Source organism: Leuconostoc fallax (assembly GCF_004354645.1).
Taxonomy (GTDB): domain Bacteria; phylum Bacillota; class Bacilli; order Lactobacillales; family Lactobacillaceae; genus Leuconostoc_B; species Leuconostoc_B fallax.
Genome location: NZ_PUFI01000014.1, coordinates 199503 through 217605, shown reverse-complemented (window position 1 = coordinate 217605; position 18103 = coordinate 199503). Strand labels below are relative to the sequence as shown.

Annotated in this window: 19 protein-coding genes and 1 tRNA gene; 1 reads left to right on the top strand and 19 read right to left on the bottom strand. The window is 38.1% G+C overall.

From position 1 onward, the window contains the following. Positions 1–107: 107 nt before the first annotated feature. The 15 genes from C5L23_RS05390 to C5L23_RS05320 form a co-directional block, all read right to left on the bottom strand. Positions 108–818: a DivIVA domain-containing protein gene (locus C5L23_RS05390; RefSeq protein WP_133264405.1), complete on the bottom strand. Its 711-nt coding sequence runs from the start codon at positions 816–818 to the stop codon at positions 108–110. Between the two features lie 27 nt (positions 819–845). Continuing rightward, the gene (locus C5L23_RS05385; RefSeq protein WP_033192915.1) at positions 846–1634 is read right to left on the bottom strand and encodes a YlmH family RNA-binding protein; all 789 of its coding nucleotides are present in this window, start codon (positions 1632–1634) and stop codon (positions 846–848) included. Positions 1635–1638: 4 nt separating this feature from the next. Further along, on the bottom strand, positions 1639–1899 hold the full coding sequence (locus C5L23_RS05380; RefSeq protein ID WP_010007737.1) for a YggT family protein: 261 nt from the start codon (positions 1897–1899) through the stop codon (positions 1639–1641). A 2-nt stretch (positions 1900–1901) separates the two neighbouring features. Then, entirely contained in the window at positions 1902–2351 is a 450-nt protein-coding gene (locus tag C5L23_RS05375) for a cell division protein SepF (protein ID WP_010007738.1), read from the bottom strand. Between the two features lie 8 nt (positions 2352–2359). After that, positions 2360–3709 carry a cell division protein FtsZ gene (gene ftsZ / locus C5L23_RS05370; protein ID WP_010007739.1) on the bottom strand — a complete coding sequence of 450 codons (1350 nt, stop codon included), beginning with the start codon at positions 3707–3709 and terminating at the stop codon, positions 2360–2362. 24 nt (positions 3710–3733) lie between these two features. Further along, complete coding sequence (gene ftsA, locus C5L23_RS05365) at positions 3734–5071, bottom strand: cell division protein FtsA (protein ID WP_010007740.1); 1338 nt, start codon at positions 5069–5071, stop codon at positions 3734–3736. 84 nt (positions 5072–5155) lie between these two features. Next, positions 5156–5914, bottom strand: a complete 759-nt coding sequence (locus C5L23_RS05360; RefSeq protein ID WP_010007742.1) for a cell division protein FtsQ/DivIB — start codon at positions 5912–5914, stop codon at positions 5156–5158. A 3-nt stretch (positions 5915–5917) separates the two neighbouring features. Next, entirely contained in the window at positions 5918–7027 is a 1110-nt protein-coding gene (murG, locus tag C5L23_RS05355; protein WP_133264404.1) for an undecaprenyldiphospho-muramoylpentapeptide beta-N-acetylglucosaminyltransferase, read from the bottom strand. Positions 7028–7043: 16 nt separating this feature from the next. Beyond that, the gene (gene murD, locus C5L23_RS05350) at positions 7044–8393 is read right to left on the bottom strand and encodes a UDP-N-acetylmuramoyl-L-alanine--D-glutamate ligase (protein WP_133264403.1); all 1350 of its coding nucleotides are present in this window, start codon (positions 8391–8393) and stop codon (positions 7044–7046) included. Between the two features lie 55 nt (positions 8394–8448). Then, positions 8449–9417: a phospho-N-acetylmuramoyl-pentapeptide-transferase gene (gene mraY / locus C5L23_RS05345; protein ID WP_133264402.1), complete on the bottom strand. Its 969-nt coding sequence runs from the start codon at positions 9415–9417 to the stop codon at positions 8449–8451. Positions 9418–9427: 10 nt separating this feature from the next. Continuing rightward, complete coding sequence (locus tag C5L23_RS05340) at positions 9428–11575, bottom strand: penicillin-binding protein (RefSeq protein WP_133264401.1); 2148 nt, start codon at positions 11573–11575, stop codon at positions 9428–9430. Between the two features lie 6 nt (positions 11576–11581). Further along, positions 11582–11938, bottom strand: a complete 357-nt coding sequence (gene ftsL / locus C5L23_RS05335) for a cell division protein FtsL (RefSeq protein WP_010007746.1) — start codon at positions 11936–11938, stop codon at positions 11582–11584. Between the two features lie 38 nt (positions 11939–11976). Next, positions 11977–12930 carry a 16S rRNA (cytosine(1402)-N(4))-methyltransferase RsmH gene (gene rsmH / locus C5L23_RS05330; protein WP_010007749.1) on the bottom strand — a complete coding sequence of 318 codons (954 nt, stop codon included), beginning with the start codon at positions 12928–12930 and terminating at the stop codon, positions 11977–11979. Positions 12931–12955: 25 nt separating this feature from the next. Continuing rightward, positions 12956–13387 carry a division/cell wall cluster transcriptional repressor MraZ gene (mraZ, locus tag C5L23_RS05325; RefSeq protein WP_010007750.1) on the bottom strand — a complete coding sequence of 144 codons (432 nt, stop codon included), beginning with the start codon at positions 13385–13387 and terminating at the stop codon, positions 12956–12958. Between the two features lie 162 nt (positions 13388–13549). Then, positions 13550–13894, bottom strand: a complete 345-nt coding sequence (locus C5L23_RS05320) for a DUF3397 family protein (RefSeq protein WP_133264400.1) — start codon at positions 13892–13894, stop codon at positions 13550–13552. Between the two features lie 103 nt (positions 13895–13997). Between C5L23_RS05320 and C5L23_RS05315 the strand changes: the two genes are divergently transcribed. Continuing rightward, the gene (locus C5L23_RS05315) at positions 13998–14204 is read left to right on the top strand and encodes a DUF4044 domain-containing protein (RefSeq protein ID WP_010007756.1); all 207 of its coding nucleotides are present in this window, start codon (positions 13998–14000) and stop codon (positions 14202–14204) included. A 54-nt stretch (positions 14205–14258) separates the two neighbouring features. Here the strand turns inward: C5L23_RS05315 and C5L23_RS05310 are convergent, their stop codons facing one another. The 4 genes from C5L23_RS05310 to budA all read right to left on the bottom strand — a co-directional run bounded on the left by C5L23_RS05310 (position 14259) and on the right by budA (position 18081). Continuing rightward, positions 14259–16607: an FtsK/SpoIIIE family DNA translocase gene (locus C5L23_RS05310; RefSeq protein WP_133264399.1), complete on the bottom strand. Its 2349-nt coding sequence runs from the start codon at positions 16605–16607 to the stop codon at positions 14259–14261. Between the two features lie 68 nt (positions 16608–16675). After that, positions 16676–16747, bottom strand: a tRNA-Glu gene (locus tag C5L23_RS05305). Positions 16748–16870: 123 nt separating this feature from the next. Beyond that, positions 16871–17230, bottom strand: coding sequence for a 50S ribosomal protein L19 (rplS, locus tag C5L23_RS05300; RefSeq protein ID WP_010007758.1), 360 nt, complete (start codon positions 17228–17230; stop codon positions 16871–16873). Between the two features lie 137 nt (positions 17231–17367). Beyond that, the gene (budA, locus tag C5L23_RS05295) at positions 17368–18081 is read right to left on the bottom strand and encodes an acetolactate decarboxylase (protein WP_010007760.1); all 714 of its coding nucleotides are present in this window, start codon (positions 18079–18081) and stop codon (positions 17368–17370) included. Between the last annotated feature and the right edge of the window lie 22 nt (positions 18082–18103).

The following is an 18103-nucleotide window of genomic DNA, read 5'->3' as shown; positions in this document are numbered from 1 at the left end:
TTTCATTATAAATAGTGGATCTGATTAATAACAGGGACGATCATCTCAAACCATCATGACTCGCTGGGCGTTTACTTATTAATCTTTCTATACTATTAAAACTCTGTTTATTTAGTTTCCTCTGCATCGGGGAAAACCACAACGGGGCCTTCAACATGATTGTTGGTCGTTGCTTGTACTTCTTCAACTAAAGGTGCTGATTCTGATTCGTCGACCACTTCAGTGTTTTCCTCTTCAGAATCAGCCTCTTGCTCATCAGCCATATGTAAAGGTTCTACTACCTTAGCTGCTCGTTCTTCAGTCGCTTTGCCAAGAGGTAAACGATGCACGGCGCTAGCCAACGCATCATTTTCTAGTAGTGTACGCTGTTCATCTAACAATTGCAAGAATGAATCTTTAAAGCTCTCAACTTCTTCACGCAATTGGTTTTGCTCAGCTACTAAATCAAGATTTTCTTGAGCCAAATTTTCGGCTTCTTGTGAAGCCTTAACCCGAGCATCATCAATAATTTTAGTTGCTGACTCTTGTGCGTGTGTTAACTTCTTTTTAACTTCTGTATCCGTTTCAGCTTTTAATCTATCTGCAGCTTCTTGTGCAATCAAGATAGATTGATTAACTTGGTCACGCTTAGATTCTAATTCATCTACCTTGGCTTGCAAAGCAGCATTTTCTTGCATGAGTCGACTACGTTCATTTAAAACAGATTCATAATCTGAATTAACACGATCTAAAAATTCATCAACTTCACTTGCTATATATGCCTTAGAACCTTTTTTTGTAAACTCATGTTCTAAAATTTCATCAGGTGTTAAAGCCATTACTATCTCCTTAATTACCACCGACAACTATCGCCGAATAATATTCTCGATTGCTTTTATTTTATCCTTTTTAGTCCGACCGTCAAGACCTTTTAACTGAAATCTACCATAATGATGCACCGAGACAATATCATTGATAGTTATTAGGCTGTCTGGCTTTTCAACCACTGTCCAGTTTAACCGCACCTGTCCTGATTCAATCATTTGTTTAGCGACAACGCGTGATAGATGATAACTGGCAGCAACAAGCGTGTCCAATCGTAGCGAACTCACCAGTAAAAATTGTTCTTCCCACGCTTTCGAAGTATCAATCATTTTATTTAAAGGTAGTGCTGTTACCTTTACTGTAGTGCGCCCAACTTTAACAAAATTCTGCTGAATATAGGTAAATATTCGTTTATCTACCATTACTTGCCAAATATGCTCATCATTTAAAATATCACCAATAGCCTTACGTTGAAGACCTAATCCCAATAAGGCACCCAATATTTGTGGATGCGATAAAGTAGTGAATTTAATTGGATAATCAATTTGAAATAACGTCATCTCAAAGTCTAAATTATCTTTTGAAAAATACTCTGGGGTAATGATTGCGCGCTGACTTTCAGCCTCGACACTACCACCGTCAAAAAATATATTAAGATCTTCAATAGGTTGTCCAACCATCTTTAAAATGTATTGCTCACGTGGATTTAAAAACGGCGTTAGAATAGGTCTATATTCATCACTGGATTGTGATAACCAATCATGGCATTGCTGTACAAATTGGTATTCATCTTCTCTAAAAAGTGATTGTTGTTTGGAATGGGGCATCATTAACCTAAATAAAAGCGGAAACTAAATACTGAAGTCCACTTCTAGCAAACTGCAATACGATAATTGCTACAACTGGAGAAAAGTCAATCATCCCAATTGGTGGAATGAATCGAAAAACACTCAAATATGGCATCACAATTGAGCCTAACCATTGGTGTAATCGTGATCGTGTTGCTCCAGGCAACCAGGTCATAAGTATATAAACGACAATGGCATATTCATAAAGCATCATCGCTCTGAAGATTAAATTAAATATTAGTGTCATAGTTAATACCGACTATTGGGTTCTAAATTATCCGTTAACGTTCCCGATATTTCAAAAGTATTAGGTGTCACCAAAAAGATTGATTGGCCAATACGTTCAATTTCACCACTAACTGCAAAGACAACACCACCAAGAAAGTCTAAAATTCTCTTAGCTTGGTCCTCATCAATTTGTGTAAAATTAACAATGACTGCCTCGCCGTTTAATATTTGTGAAGAAATAGCACGTGAATCAGAATAAACCTTAGGTTCAAATAATGCAATTTTATTACCAGACGAAGCTGCTACACCATGTACATTTGACTGCCGTACACTTGCCTGTGGCCGATTGAAATACTGATGTGAATCAGACTGAGATTGATTATGTGGTGTTTCTGAATAATCATTCTCGTAATCATCCTCATAGTATTCATCGTCACTATTAAACAGTGACTTTATCTTTTCAAATGCCATACTGACTCCTAACGCTTCTTAAAAAATGGGGGATTATCTAAATCATCTTGTGAGTTATTGCCTAAATCAAGATTATTATCATTTTGTGCAGGTGATTTAAAAACATCAAATGACTGCTTTTCAACACCGTCAAAACGCTTATCATCAGTAAACGCGTTCTTGTTGTTATCGGCAATGTTCCAATCTGCAAATGGATCATTACGCTTAACTGGTTGTTGATTCATTGGTTGTTCTGGTGCTGGTGTGAAATTTGAACCGGCATTAGGATTAATTGGATTACTCTTTGGTGCTGTATTTGGCACTTGCTGTTGTGTATTACCCGCAGCATTACCAAATACACTTGAGGCAGGTTTAGTTGCTGCACTTGCACTAGTATTTTTCTTTTCAAGACGCTCAGTAACGGCTTTTTGAAGTCCTGTGGCAATCACCGTAACACGAATACTATCTTCTAAGTTTTCGTCGATTGATGTACCAAAGATAACGTTAACGTCGCGACCAGCTTCTTGAGAAATAACTTCTGATGCTGTCTGTGCTTCAAACAAAGACATGTCTGGTCCACCAGTAATGTTAAGTAATACGTCTTCTGCTCCAGCCATATCTACTTCTAACAATGGAGATGAAATGGCTTGCTTTGTTGCATCAGCAGCACGTGTCTCACCACTTGCTTGTCCAACACCCATCAAAGCAGGACCAGCATCTTGCATGACTGTTTTCACATCAGCAAAATCAAGATTAATAAATCCAGGGTTTGTGATAAGTTCTGATATACCACGCACGCCTTGCGCCACGACTTCATCAACTACTCTAAAGGCTTCTGAAAGTGGTGTCCGTAGATCAATACGGTCCTTCAAACGTTCATTGGTAATAACAATTAATGAATCAACGCTTTCAGATAATGCTTGCAAGCCTTCAGCTGCGTATCGTGCACGCTTTGGTCCTTCCCACTGGAAAGGACGTGTGACAACAGCAACTGTCAAAGCACCTTGCTCTTTAGCAATGCGTGCAACAACTGGCGCAGCACCATTTCCTGTACCACCACCCATTCCTGCTGTAATAACAACCATATCAGCGCCTTTTAGTGCATCTGAAATAGCTTCAGTAGATTCTTCAGCTGCCTTTGTACCACGTTCTGGATTTGAACCGGCACCTAGTCCACCTGTTAATTTTGGACCAATTTGAATCTTGGTATCAGCTTGAGACTTTTCTAGAGCTTGAACATCAGTATTAGCAACGATGAATTCGACACCGCCTACGCCTTCTGCAATCATGTGGTTAATGGCATTAGAACCACCACCACCAACACCGATCACCTTAATAATAGCACCATTATCGATGGCTTCTTCTACAGTAAAATCCATGAGGTTACTCCTTAAAATATATCGTTAATCTTCGAATAAATTACTTAATTTTTGACGTGCCTTTGCAAACCAACTTTGATTAGTCGATTCACGGCTATCGCCAGCATATTGATCATTTACAATTAATCGTGTATCAGCTGGTTCGTTGTTATTGGTTTCAATAACTTGATTTGGGTATGCTGTAATCTCTGGTTCCCGACGGCTCATAATGACCTGCTTAATGACAAGCTGTGTCATATTTTCGCGTGATGCGTAAAGCGCGTAGGCCATAGCTCTTGCGTAAGATGGATGTCGCAATCCGATCTGATCAGGTACGAATAACCGAACGTTTTCACCCAAAATTTTCTTTGCAAAATCTGCCATACGTGGCAATGCTGCATTACCACCCGTCAAAACAAATCCGCCAGGTAATTGTAAAGCATTGATCTGGCTTAAATGTTGATAGATATTACTATAAATTTGTTCTAAGCGTGCTGCAATAATTTCAGCTAAATACTTTTCATCGACTAACTTAGGATTTGGTTCTCCAACAATAGCAACCGGAAATTCATTATCTGCACTGGCTTGGCTTGGATCAGCAAAACCATAATTACGCTTTAATTTCTCAGCATTACCATAAGATGTTCCTAGAACGGTAGAAATATCATGCGTAACATAATCTCCACCTTCTGGATCAACATAGGTAAATTTCAATTTACGGTCATGAATAACAGAAACTGTTGTTTGTCCACCACCCAAATCGATCAAAACAGTACCAAAATCTTGTTCGCCATCGTCTAAGATACTATTACCCATGGCTAATGGTGCTAGTACAAATTCTTTTAGCACGAGACCAGCTTTTTGAATTGCCATTCGTGTATTGTCAATAATTTTACTTGGTCCAACATAAGCTGTTCCACGCATCTCTAGACGAACACCGATCATTTCATGAGGGTCTTTGATGGCATCAAAACCATCTACAATAAATTCATCTGGAACAAGATCAATGACATCACGATCTGCTGGCATACTTCTTGAAAGTGCCTGTTCTGCAACGGCTTGAACATCTTGATATGTAATACGTTTGTTCTGATTTGCGACTGAAACCAGCCCATCTACTTTAATAATTTCTAATTGGTTAGCGGCTATACCGACTACCACATCTTTAATTTGATAATTTGCTTTTTCTTGTGCTTGATCGACTGCTTCTCGAATTGCATTGGCGGTTGCATCGATGTCAACGATAATACCGCGACGCAAACCTCTGGATTGTGCAATTCCCGCACCAATGATATTAAATTGGTTACCTATTAATTGTGAAATCACTACCTTAATAGAAGTTGTGCCGATGTCGATACCAACCGTCACGCCTGAATCATTCATTCGCCGTGCCCCTTTACAATTTATTTTGGACAAAAGATACCTAATATAAATACTAACATAAAATCACCATATCAGGCTACGTTACTAACGCTTTGTATTGTTTTTGTCATGATTTTGACCATAAGTATATGAGTAAGCACCAAATTGTAAATCCACAATACCTTTTTGTGGCATTTGAGCTGCTATACCCGGATAATAAATAATTTTCTTACCAAAGGTCCCAATTGAGGCATATACCGTATTGCCATCATTCATATTAATTACTAAACGATTAGGATTAGACTTTATTGGCGAAAATGTAATTTGACTAATATTTTGCCTTAATGTCAAATCTAAATCTGCAAAACTTTGTGCAGTCTGAGCTAATTTACCTTTAGAACCAAAATCTTTATAAATTGGTGCACTACCATCCGGCGTTGTCACTTCTTTTACACGATGGCCCTTACGATCTAAGGCATACCATTTTTCTTTTGTATTGATGAAACCAGCTGTGACACGTTCTGAAACTTCCACATTAACTTGATTACCATTCAGTCCCAAATGAATATCTTCTATTTTATGATTTTTTTGAAGAAAATTTGTTTCAATAAAAGCTAATTGTCCAGCAACACGCCAGCGCGGTGTGCCTGGTTTAATATTTAATTGCTTTTGAATTGTTTTAGGGTTTAATAACACAGCATTCACTTTAACGCTTTGAACAACACGCCATGGTTGTATTATACAGATTACGATTGCTATTAAGCTCAAGAAAATAAAAAATGACAAATATAATTGTTTTGGTTGCCGTTTTAGGAAGTTCAGCAAAATATATAATTTATCAGCAAAATAATCCTTACTAGCCATAAACTACTCTGCCTTATCTGCAACCGCATCCAATAATAACGCGTACAATCTGTCCCCGGCATCAGGCATGCCAATCTTAGCTGATTGAGCTGCCATAACATCCCCAAAATCTTGATTCAACAATAATTTATCACTAGCTTCTGCTAATTTAATACCTGATAAATCAGGTTCTTTAATCATTAGAGCAGCACCAGCATCAACCAGACTTTGCGCATTTTTCGTTTGATGATCTCCAGTCACATATGGTGAAGGAATTAAAATAGAAGGAATACCTAACGCTGTAATCTCAGCAATTGATGTTGCCCCAGCACGAGAAACAATAGCTGATGTTTCAGATAATACTTCAGGCATATTATCAATATATGGCAAAATACGCACATTATCTGATAATTCAATTTGCTTTTCAGTTAACAAATCCAGCATATTTTGATAACGTTTAGGGCCGGTCACAATCACAACCTGATAAGTTTGTTGATTGAAGTGTGGGATAGCCTCTAGGACAGCTAGATTAATAGCTGGTGCTCCTTGAGAACCACCAAAAATTAACAATGTTTGTCGATCATCTCTTAAGCTAAGCGTTCGCCATGAAAAATGAGATTTAATATTAGCTACCTGTTGTGCTCGTGGATTTCCAACAAGAACAACCTTGCCTTTAGGAAACTCATGTTTGGCCATTTCAAAAGCAATACCAACTCTTGTCGCACCACGTGATAAGAACTTATTAGTTACACCTGCTACAGAGTTTTGTTCATGAATAACTGTTGGTATATGTAATTGTTGGGCTGCATAGACGACTGCGCCACTGACATATCCCCCAGTACCAACAACAACATCTGGTTGGAATTCACGAATAATTTTTTTAGCTTGTTTGACTGCTTTTAAAAACAATCTAATCGTCTTAATATTTTCAAATGATAGCGACCGTTTAAAGCCTTGTACTACCAATTGTTTAAATGGCATGCCCGTTTTCGGTACAATATTTGCTTCAACACCACGTTCTGAACCGACATATAAAAATTCTGAATCTGGCTCATGGTGTAGCACAGCTTCGGACAGCGCCAAAGCAGGATATATATGGCCTCCAGTACCACCGCCTGATAGTATTACTCGCATAATTCCCTCCTTCAATTTAAATATTCAGTGTTGCTTCTAACGCTTTAACGAATAAATCACCACGCTCCTCAAAAGAACGATATTGATCCCAGCTAGCTGCTGCTGGAGAAAGCAACACCACATCCCCTGCTTTTGCTTGCGCAATAGCTATTGGTGCAGCCGTCATAACATTTTCAGTCACAGTAATATTTTGAATACCGGCGATTTTAGCCAATGACACAACTTTATCTGCTGTCTCGCCAAAAGCAATAACTGATTTAACATGTTTTAAATTATCTTTCATTCGTGTTAAATCATCGCCACGATCTAAGCCGCCAGCTAACCAAACAGTTGGCACATCGAAACTGTTAAGGGCTTGCTGGGTCGCTTCAATATCTGTTGCCTTAGAGTCATCGTAAAATTTAATACCATTATGACTAAACACGAATTCTAATCGATATTTAACACCACCAAATTGTGACAAAACTTGACGCATACTTTCAATTTTGACACCAGCTAATTTAGCAACACTCACCGCCGCCAAAATATTTTCCAAGTTATGGGGCCCAACCAGTTTAATATTATCTAGTGGCATAACTATCTGATTATCAACTAATAAGTTATCCTGATCTGCACCAGCATAATAGCCAGATTGTTGTCTAGAAAACATCGTTACGGCTGCTTGTGTATCTTGTGCAAATCTCTGGCTGTCCGCAATATCTGCATTCAATACTAAGTGCTGTGTGGCTAATTGATGCTTTGTTATTTGAAACTTTGCTTTAACATAGTTCTCACGACTACCATGATAATTTAAATGTGAAGCAAATATGTTTGTCACTGCGGCAATATCAGGCTGAATATCTGGCGTTCCCAATAATTGAAAGCTGGATAGTTCTAATAATAAGGTATCGTCTTTTCTGAGTTGCCCAGCGACTTCACAGACAGGTGTCCCAATATTACCAGCTGTTACAACTGATTGCCCATCTGCTTGTAACATGTCACGAATGAGAGAAACCGTGGTTGTTTTACCGTTTGACCCAGTCACACCAATTAAGCGCCCTTTGAAAGTACTCAAGGCCACTGTTACCTCTGTTATTATTGGAATATTGAGCTTTTCTGCTTGTTTAATAATGGGATGTTGATAATTGATACCAGGGTTTTTCACAATGTATTGAAATGAATCATCTACTATATCTGCTGCATCATGATTAATAAACACAACGCCATTCTTCTCTAATGACAGATAATCCTTATCTTTTTCAAAATCATCACGATTAACCACTGTAACTTTTGCACCTAATTCATATAAGCGTTGCGCTGCAGCTTTACCAGAACGAGCCCAACCAAATACTAATATTTTTTTATTTTCAAAATCTGATGCCTTCATTATGATTCCCTGATTTCTATCTATATTTATGTACGTGCGCGAACGCACTTAAATTTTAGCTCATATAAGCGATGCCTACAAATGCTAAAGCGAATGTAATTAACCAAAACAACAGATCAATCTGCCATTCTGCCCAACCAAATTTTTCAAATGAATGATGGATGGGCGCCATAGGGAAAATTCTTTTTTTCCAAAAATGGTAACCTACAGTCTGTATGATTACGGACAGCGTTTCAACAACAAACACTAAACCAAACCAAAGCAATGAAAATGGGATACCCAACACAATAGACTCAATAGCAAGACCTGCACCCAGCGCCAATGAGCCCGTATCCCCCATAAAAATTTTTGCCTTTGGCTTATTGAATAACATAAAGCCGGCCAAAGCACCAATCACCGCAAAGTTAAAGATGACAACCATGTTATTATGCATACCCATTGCAATCCATGTATAAGCACCATAGACAATGATACTAATACCTGTTAGTAATCCATCTAATCCATCTGTTAAGTTTGTTGCATTAGACCAACCAACTAGCCAGAACCAAAGGAATATAAAATAGAAAATACCCAAATTAATTGTACCAATCAGCGGCAACTGCACAATAAACGGAATCTTCAATGCCCACATGATGAGCATAACAAGTAATGCACTTAATGATTGTGCGGCAAGTTTTGGCTTAAAACGGAAACCATCATCTGTATGATTAATAAGTTTCAAAACATCATCAATGCCACCGATAATGCCAAAAGCTAGCATGGCTAAGACAAGAATGAGCATATGAAAGATACTCTGTTGTCCATCTGCCATCGCAAAGCCACCAATAATCGCACTTAATGCAGCTGCTGCAATAAACAGTGCTCCCCCAATGCTTGGCGTTCCTGCCTTGGATTGATGATCTGGCCCAAGCTTACGAATAACTGCTTGCTCCTTTGATTGCTTCAAAAATTTAATTAACGCTGGCATAAAAATGACAGTGACAATAAAAGCCCTGGTAAATGCCCATAAATTATCAGATAACATAACGCCCTCACTATTCCTTTTGTTTTAATTTTACCGTAATATTAGACCATTTGCCTAGCTGTTGTGTCGCTGATACATTCTGACTCGTCACATATCCGCTACCAGTCCAATTAAGGTTAATATTGGCCATTTTGGCAAATTCCTGTACCTCAGTCAAACTCCATCCTGTCATATTAGGCATTAAGGTATTACCATCTTTGGCAGTTAGAATAATTAACTGATTGCTCAAGGCTTGTTGGTTTGGGTTCAATGACTGTGCTTTTATTTTGCCTGAACTACCAATCACCGCAACACGTAAGCCTCTATTTGATAATGTATGCTTAGCACTATCAATTGACTTACCCACTGTATCAGGCACTGTTACTTTGGTTGTTTTAGATTTAACCGCTTTAGTACTACTATTCAATGCTTGTAACATGAGTGGTCGATAGAGCTTATTCATTGTTACTTGAATTTCTGTATCAACAAATTTTTGTGGTGCTGTAATCGCCATGTAAAAAATATATTGTGGATCTTTTTCTGGTGCTAATACAACAACTGAGTGAATGGCATTAGACAAACCATCTAAATACCGACCGTTTTTAGCAATCTGTGCTGTTCCTGTTTTAGCGGCAACTTGATATCCGGCATCACGCAAATCAAACTCACGCGCTGTCCCTGTTTTTTGATTGACAACATCAATCATTTCTTTTCTTACAGCTTGTGCCGTGCTCTTCTTGATTGGATTAGCAACGACCTCAGTCTTTCCTTCTTTCACTACTTTACCAGTATCCGCTTCACTAATCTTGTCTACAAAGTAAGGCTTAACCTCCTTACCATCGTTAGCAATAGCTGAATAAGCTTGTACCATTTGTAACGGTGTCACACTGATCCCCTGACCAAATGCTGTATTGGCCTGTTCCAGTGGATAATTGAACGCAATACTACCTTTTTCTTCTCCTAATAACCCAGAGTTAGTGGATTGTAGGAACTTGAATTTCTTTAGGTATTTATACCACGTATTTGCACCCATTTTCTGTTGTGTCTTAGCAAACGCAATGTTTGATGAACGCCAGAATCCTTCACGATAAGAAATAACGCCCATTTCTTTGTTAAAGTCATTAATTTGCTTACCATCGACCAGCATTGTTCCAGATTGGAAAGTTGCATTAGGTTGCCAATTACCGGTTTCAATAGCTGAAGCGAGTGTAATCCCCTTCATCGTTGATCCTGGTTCAAAAGCACCTTGCGTTAATAAATTTTGCCATTCATCTTGCAAGCCCTTTTTAGTATTTGGATCAAAATTAGGTCGCTGCGATGCAGCTAGCACTCTTCCTGTTTTAGCCTCAGCTAAAACCGCAACGATACCAGAAGGCTTTGTATCACTAAATAGCTTATCCATTTTAGTTTCTAAAGTATTCTGCAAATCTGAATTCAAAGTCAAATAAACATTGTCACCATTCTTAGCTGCTTCACTAGCCTGTCCGTCAGCTGTTGTACCAGCATAACTCTTAATTCCATCCTTACCCGATAGTAAACTATTCTCAGCAGCCTCTATACCCATCAAGCCACTCAACTTGGTTTGACCTGTTGTCGCATTTTCTTTTGACTGCACCGAACCAATTAAGTGAGATGCCATACGACCATTGGGATAAGTTCGTGCTGGTTGGGCTGTAAAACTAATACCTGATAATTTCAAATCTTCAATTTTCTTATGAACAGCGATACTTAAGTTTTTACCAGCTGTCCCAAATTCAACCTGTTTAAGATTTTTTTGTGATAAAATTTTGTAAATTTTTGAGCGTTTCATATTAATAATACGACTCAATTTTTCTGCAGTTTCTTCTTTATCCACTACATATAATGGCTTGTTACCTTGCTTTTGTGTTTTATCTAAAACAGCATATAGATTATATGTTGTTGTATTATCAGCTAGCACTTTACCATTAGTATCGAATATCTTACCTCGGGTTGCCGGATCTTGTTGATTTTGAATAAATGCGGCTCTAGTAGCACTGGTCAAATTATGCCCATCAACTTGTTTTGTTCCTGCAATCTGAAAAAAACGGATAGCCAATCCTATTACCACAATAATTGTTACGATAAGCAACAAGACACCAAAAACTTTGGCGTTTTTTGTGATAATTTTCATTGATACCCGTTTTTTCTTGATTTTCATAATTATTTACTGGTTAACATTACGAACACTACCGTCAGATAGCGTCATATTGTATTTTTTTGCAACCTTATCTAGATTTTGTTTATTTGTAATACGTTGAGCCTCATCTCGCAAATCATCATTAGATTGATTGGTTGTACTGATTTTGTTTTGTAAAGTCTGAATTTGTCGTTGTACACCGTCAATTCTAACACTTGTATAAACAACACCAATCATCATACCCAAAACACCAAGACCAACGACAAATGATAAGAACTTTTCTTTCTTTGTCCATACCGCTGCTTTATATTTAACTCTGCTCTTTTGTTTACTTTGCGGCAATGCATGCGCCGTAGCCGAATAGTTTGTTGCATTTTGAGCCATACTAATATTGCCTCTCAATTTTTAAATACATATTAAATTTATTCATCACTCATATGGATTCGTTCAATACCTCGTAACTTTGCGGACTCAGCACGATGATTATGAGCGATTTCTTGTTGACTTGGTAAAATCGGCTTGCGATTTGATAATCGATAGTCTACTTCAATTTGTTCTGGTAATAATGGTAAACCTGCTGGCAATTCAGGTAATGATACTTTTTCTCGAAACATTTGTTTAACTAAGCGATCTTCCAATGACTGGAAAGTAATAACACTAATTTTGCCATTGATACCTAATAAATCGATTGCTTGTGTTAAAGAGTCCTCTAGAGCACCTAATTCATCATTAACGGCTACGCGTAATGCTTGAAAAGTACGTTTTGCCGGATGACCACCTTTTCTTCGAGCAGGCGCCGGTATCGCATCTTTAATGATATCTACTAACTCAAAAGTGGTTTCGATCAGTTGCTTTTCACGATATTGCTCAATTTTACGTGCAATTGATTTAGCAAATCGATCCTCACCATAACGACTGAGTACACGTAACAAATCATTAAATGGCCATTCATTAACAATTATTTTAGCTGTTAATGCCTGACGTTGATCCATGCGCATATCCAATTCAGCATCGTAATTATAACTAAAGCCACGTTGCCCGTCATCAAATTGCACAGAACTCACGCCTAAATCATAAACGATACCATTCACTGAAGTGATACCATCCTGATGCAATACATGCGTTAAGTTTCTAAAATTTTGGTGTACTAAAATTAGTTTGCCAGCAGTAATTTCATCAGCGTACTGGGCTTTATTATAATGGATTGCCGTATCATCTTGATCAAAACTATACAATTTACCAGTGGTCAATTGCTTTAATATTTCACCAGTATGTCCACCACCGCCAAGTGTTGCATCAACATAAATCCCTTCAGGATTAATATCAAGCAACGCAATGGCTTCATGTAATAGCACGGTTGTATGTTCAAAATTCATTCAAGATTCCTTTGTTAACAAAAATTTAAAAATCAAAATCTGATAAATCTTCGGCAATACTATCAAAATTTGCTTCAGCTTCACGCTGATATTCTAGCCAATGTTGCGCATTCCAAATTTGAAAAGAATCACCATTACCAGTTACAGCAACATCTTTTGTTAAATCAGCATAGCCTTTTAGATTTGCAGGTAAAAGAATACGCCCTTGTTTATCAAATTCTGCTGCCATCGCACCAGCAAAAACTAAAGCGCGAAACTTTCGTGCATCACTTTTACCAGCTGGTAAAGCATTTAACTGGGCTTCAAGTTCATGCCACAATTCGATAGGCATTCCCCGTAAAGAGCGGTCTAACCAGCGTGTTATGATAAATTTTTCGCCTAGTTGATTACGAAATTTAGCTGGAATAATTAAGCGCCCCTTAGTATCTAGGGTATGTTGATATTCACCCATGAACATGCAGGAACCTCCAGTAATTTCTATATTATTAATTTACCACAATCCACCACTTCCCACCACCCAATTTTAAAATTGTTATCATTCAGTAAATTTTGGTTACAAAAAAGCCATGTTGTATCTCAACAACATGACTTTCTTAATAGATAATAAATAAGTGGGAGATTATCCCATAATTAATTTTATGATGATTAAAAAAATAAATAATAGCACCGCCACTAAACCACTTAGGCGCCAATAATTACGCCAAAATTTTTGCCAGCGCCAACGTTTCGTGTTTGACATTAACCATCCTGCTAATAAAAGACCTACAATTAACCAAGCTAATAGTAACCACCAAATATATGACAATCCAAATGCATAACCCATTGTATAATGTAAGCCAATCCAATTTGGTATGACAATGATATCTAATATATTCAAACGATTTTTATTTAGAAATTTGTTAATGATAAAACAACCGACATCAAATAATAACACGCCAATCGGCCACCACCACCAATTTGTCATGAGACACCCCACTTTTTTGCCTTAATTTATATACTATAGCAGACGTTTTGTCTGTACTGTATAAACATGTTACACTATTATAGAATAAAAAACGAGGTGGACTATGTCAGAAGAACATCCAAAACAGCCCGTTAATGCAAAATTACAAGCAGAGATTGATGCAAAATTAAATCAACATCATAATAGATTGCCAAAAACCGAAAAGAAATCAAGAACAAGACTTGAAAAAATAACACTCGTTATGGCATGGGTGATGATTATTTTGATGGTTGGCTCTGTTGTATATGCTTCAATTAGTGCATTGGGTTAAATTACATTTGATATTAAATAAAAAAAGAGATAGGCAGATTGCCTATCTCTTTTTTTAATGTTCTGTACCCGAACTACCATCTTGTATATTGACATGCCGTGGTCTTGATCCATCTGCTGGGCCAATATAACCACCTGACTCCAAATCATCAATTAACCGTGCGGCACGATTATACCCAATACGAAAACGCCTTTGCAATAGTGATGTAGATGCTTTTTGTTGCTGAATGACAAAGTTCAATGCATCTTGGAATAACTCATCTTCACTATTCGCTGCTGAATTTTGACCATTCTGTTCAACTTCTTCATCTGTAACTGTCATACTTTCAACATATTCAGCCTCTTGTTGGCTCTTAACAAAATCAACTAAGTTTTCAACGTCACTATCACTAATAAAAGCACCCTGCACACGTTGTGGCACCTTACCTAACGGTGCAAAAATCATATCTCCACGTCCAAGCAATTTTTCAGCACCATTAGCGTCAAGAATTGTCCGTGAATCTGTTCCTGAAGAAACAGCAAAAGCAACACGACTTGGTACATTGGCTTTAATTAGACCCGTAATAACATCAACAGATGGACGCTGTGTTGCTAAGATTAAGTGAATACCGGCTGCACGCCCCATCTGTGCAATACGAATGATAGCTGGTTCCACTTCCCCAGAAACCGTCATCATTAAATCAGCTAACTCATCAACAATTGCAACGATGTAAGGCATCCTTTGCATTACCGTATCTGTTGTTTCTGGCTTTTGTTCATTTTGTTGGTCAACCGCTTTGTTATACCCTGCAATATTTCGCATACCAAATTGCGCAAATAATTCATAACGACGTTCCATCTCGGTCACAACTTTTTGTAATGCCTTGGCTGCTTTTCGCGGTTCAGACACCACTGGTGTCAATAAATGTGGAATTCCATTGTAAACTGATAATTCAACCTTTTTAGGATCTACCATCATCAATTTCACTTCATTGGGCTTGGCCTTTAGTAATAGCGAGGCAATGATTCCATTAATAGCAACAGATTTTCCTGATCCTGTGGATCCGGCAATCAATAAATGCGGCATCGCCTGTAAATCCGCCATAATAATATTACCCGTAACATCACGACCCAAAGGTACTGTCAATGGTTTATTATTTTGTGGCGCACTTTCAACCATATCACGAAAACCAACAGTTGCTTGTGTTTCGTTGGGGACTTCAATGCCAACATATGGCTTTCCTGGAATAGGTGCTTCAATTCGAATTGATTTGGCTGCCAAGGCCATTGCTAAGTCATCAGCTAAATTAGCAATGCGTGATACTTTCACTCCGACAGCTGGTTTTAATTCATACTGTGTCACAGTTGGTCCAAGTGAAACACTAGTGACTTCCGCATCAATATTGAAACTTTTCAAAGTGTCATGTACGATACGCGATTTTTCAGTCAATTGATTAAACTCTGCTGTTTGATCTGTTGGTGGAATTGGTGTTAACAATTCTGGATTAGGCAGTTGATAATCTGGATTATCATTGCTTGAAATTTCCGTTGCTAACGTTATATCATCATCGGCTGATGTTTTATTTTCTTTTTCATTTGATAAACTTGGCGCCATGGATGCCTCTGGCTCTGGCGTTGGCCGATTCCATTTAATTTCAGGTTGTGTGAATTCAGTTGTTGCCACCTCATCATCAGGTACTGTTTTGCTAGATGGTCTCATGTTAACAGTATTTGAAGCACGAACCGGCGTTGCATCAGCTGTATCTTTTTGTTTCCGATCAGATTTAGATTTCGTCTGTTGTTGCCGCTTATCTTGCCATGCTAAGAATATCTGCTTGACTTTTTCTAATCCTAATTGTGCAATATCACGTGCTGGTATACGGAAAAATACAATAACACCACTCATTAGTAGTAGTATTGACAAAATCCAGGTACCAATATTTGCAACCAACATCTGCAAAACTTGATAACATAACGCACCAATCATACCCCCACCTACAGGAGTTTTAGCTGATTGTGTCATAAAATCTTGTCCAATAATCCGGATGACTTCTGAGGCATAACCCCCCTCAACCTTTAGTGTTTGCGTGAAAAGCATTAAAGAGGATATCGTCAGCAAGGATATAAGTCCCATTATTGCCCCTAACCAATAATGACCAGCTATTTTTGGGCGTTGTCTAAATAATAAGATGTAAATTAAGTAAATGCTCAACGGTGCTAAACAAGCAATATATAAATTACCCGTGAAAAATCGTACAATGTCGGCAACATATACACCAACTAATCCTAATTGAAAGATTCCAAGTACACTGACTAGAATACCAATTAACAACCAAATGGTTTGCGTAATTTTATGGTCTTGCGACCCTTTATTCCTTGTTCGAGTTGTTTTTCTTTTTGAACTTGTACGTCTTCTTTGTGTCAAAATATGTACCTCTACTCAATATTCTACCAAACAAAAAACCGCTACACCAATGTGCAACGGTTTGTTAGTAGCTCGTGAGAGAATCGAACTCTCGATTCCGCCGTGAAAGGGCAGCGTCTTAGCCACTTGACCAACGAGCCATGGTCAATTACGTTGTTCGTATCAAACAACTATATAAGAATACCAAGAATTTTAGATAACGTCAAGCTTTTATTTAAATAAAAAATCACCCATTAAAAATGGATGATTTTCAGCTCAATTAATTAAACATCACGACGACGTTCTTGAATACGAGCTGCCTTACCTTGTAGGGCACGCAAGTAGTACAACTTTGCACGACGTACACGACCATGACGTGTTACTTCAATCTTATCAACACGTGGTGAATGCAATGGGAAAGTACGTTCCACACCCACACCTGAAGAAATCTTACGAACAGTATAAGTAGCTTGGATACCCGCACCCTTACGCTTAATCACAACACCTTCAAATAACTGCACACGTTCACGTGAACCTTCAACAATACGTGCGTATACTTTAACTGTATCTCCGGCACGGAAATCAGGAATATCGCTACGCAATTGTGATGAAGTTACATTCTCTAAAATTTTGTTCTGACGCATTGTCATTCTCCTAGTCGACAATCTTATACTTGCCCTTAGGCTAAACGCACAGCGGATTATCGTTAATATGGCATATAGCCAAATTTAATTCTAACAAAAATAAGTCATATTGTCTAGCTAAATCACAGCAACATCTATTAATGATGTCCACCCTCTGATTTGGCAATATTTTCTTTCAATCCATTCATATTTTGCTTCATTTTTCTAAAACTCTGATTATCTACCGGTAAATGTTGCACAAAATCATCAAATATTTGTAACGATCCTTTCAACTGGGATGCATAAAAATCTAATACATGCCCTGCAAACTGCTTATCATCACTAATAAAATGAATATGCCAACCAGCTGTTGTTGGTCCAGCAAAAATTTCAGGTGCATAGTAGCCAACCAGAGTTCCCGTTATATCACGCGCTTGAAACTCGGCTTGCCCCTCAGCGACGTCCAGTAATGATGGATAAGGTTGAGACTGCTCTTTGGCAACACGCACATGAATATGCTGGAACGTCCCATGCAACTTGATACCAGAAAATACATTCGCTAAATCATGGTCACCCAAATGGGCTGTCAATGACTGTGCATCGACTACATCAAACGCTAACATAACTGTGGGTTCATTGAAGTGCACAGAAGAAAATGGCGTCGCAACTGTTAAATCAGTTATATGGACGACCTCACCATCACTCTTCGCATGATAAACTTCGCCATCAAGAATGGTCAATTCACCATTCGTCCCAGTCAACGTACCAATGCCAGTATCACCATGTGTCATTAAATCAGCTAATGTCATAGTCCCATCCATCATGCCGTCCATGAGCATGGCTAGTGTCCCGTGTTCATATAACTTTGTCATTTTATGCGCTCTTTCTTCTAAA

Bases quoted from the DNA above. Each gene is read 5' to 3' on its own strand.
- C5L23_RS05320 (WP_133264400.1), bottom strand. From the start codon at position 13,894: ATGACAAATTGGTGGTGGTGGCCGATTGGCGTGTTATTATTTGATGTC.
- C5L23_RS05360 (WP_010007742.1), bottom strand. From the start codon at position 5,914: ATGGCTAGTAAGGATTATTTTGCTGATAAATTATATATTTTGCTGAAC.
- murG (WP_133264404.1), bottom strand. From the start codon at position 7,027: ATGCGAGTAATACTATCAGGCGGTGGTACTGGAGGCCATATATATCCT.
- rsmH (WP_010007749.1), bottom strand. From the start codon at position 12,930: ATGAATTTTGAACATACAACCGTGCTATTACATGAAGCCATTGCGTTG.
- C5L23_RS05340 (WP_133264401.1), bottom strand. From the start codon at position 11,575: ATGAAAATCAAGAAAAAACGGGTATCAATGAAAATTATCACAAAAAAC.
- C5L23_RS05385 (WP_033192915.1), bottom strand. From the start codon at position 1,634: ATGATGCCCCATTCCAAACAACAATCACTTTTTAGAGAAGATGAATAC.
- murD (WP_133264403.1), bottom strand. From the start codon at position 8,393: ATGAAGGCATCAGATTTTGAAAATAAAAAAATATTAGTATTTGGTTGG.
- C5L23_RS05380 (WP_010007737.1), bottom strand. From the start codon at position 1,899: ATGACACTAATATTTAATTTAATCTTCAGAGCGATGATGCTTTATGAA.
- ftsL (WP_010007746.1), bottom strand. From the start codon at position 11,938: ATGGCTCAAAATGCAACAAACTATTCGGCTACGGCGCATGCATTGCCG.
- C5L23_RS05315 (WP_010007756.1), top strand. From the start codon at position 13,998: ATGTCAGAAGAACATCCAAAACAGCCCGTTAATGCAAAATTACAAGCA.
- ftsA (WP_010007740.1), bottom strand. From the start codon at position 5,071: ATGAATGATTCAGGCGTGACGGTTGGTATCGACATCGGCACAACTTCT.
- budA (WP_010007760.1), bottom strand. From the start codon at position 18,081: ATGACAAAGTTATATGAACACGGGACACTAGCCATGCTCATGGACGGC.
- C5L23_RS05390 (WP_133264405.1), bottom strand. From the start codon at position 818: ATGGCTTTAACACCTGATGAAATTTTAGAACATGAGTTTACAAAAAAA.
- ftsZ (WP_010007739.1), bottom strand. From the start codon at position 3,709: ATGGATTTTACTGTAGAAGAAGCCATCGATAATGGTGCTATTATTAAG.
- mraZ (WP_010007750.1), bottom strand. From the start codon at position 13,387: ATGTTCATGGGTGAATATCAACATACCCTAGATACTAAGGGGCGCTTA.
- mraY (WP_133264402.1), bottom strand. From the start codon at position 9,417: ATGTTATCTGATAATTTATGGGCATTTACCAGGGCTTTTATTGTCACT.
- C5L23_RS05375 (WP_010007738.1), bottom strand. From the start codon at position 2,351: ATGGCATTTGAAAAGATAAAGTCACTGTTTAATAGTGACGATGAATAC.
- rplS (WP_010007758.1), bottom strand. From the start codon at position 17,230: ATGCGTCAGAACAAAATTTTAGAGAATGTAACTTCATCACAATTGCGT.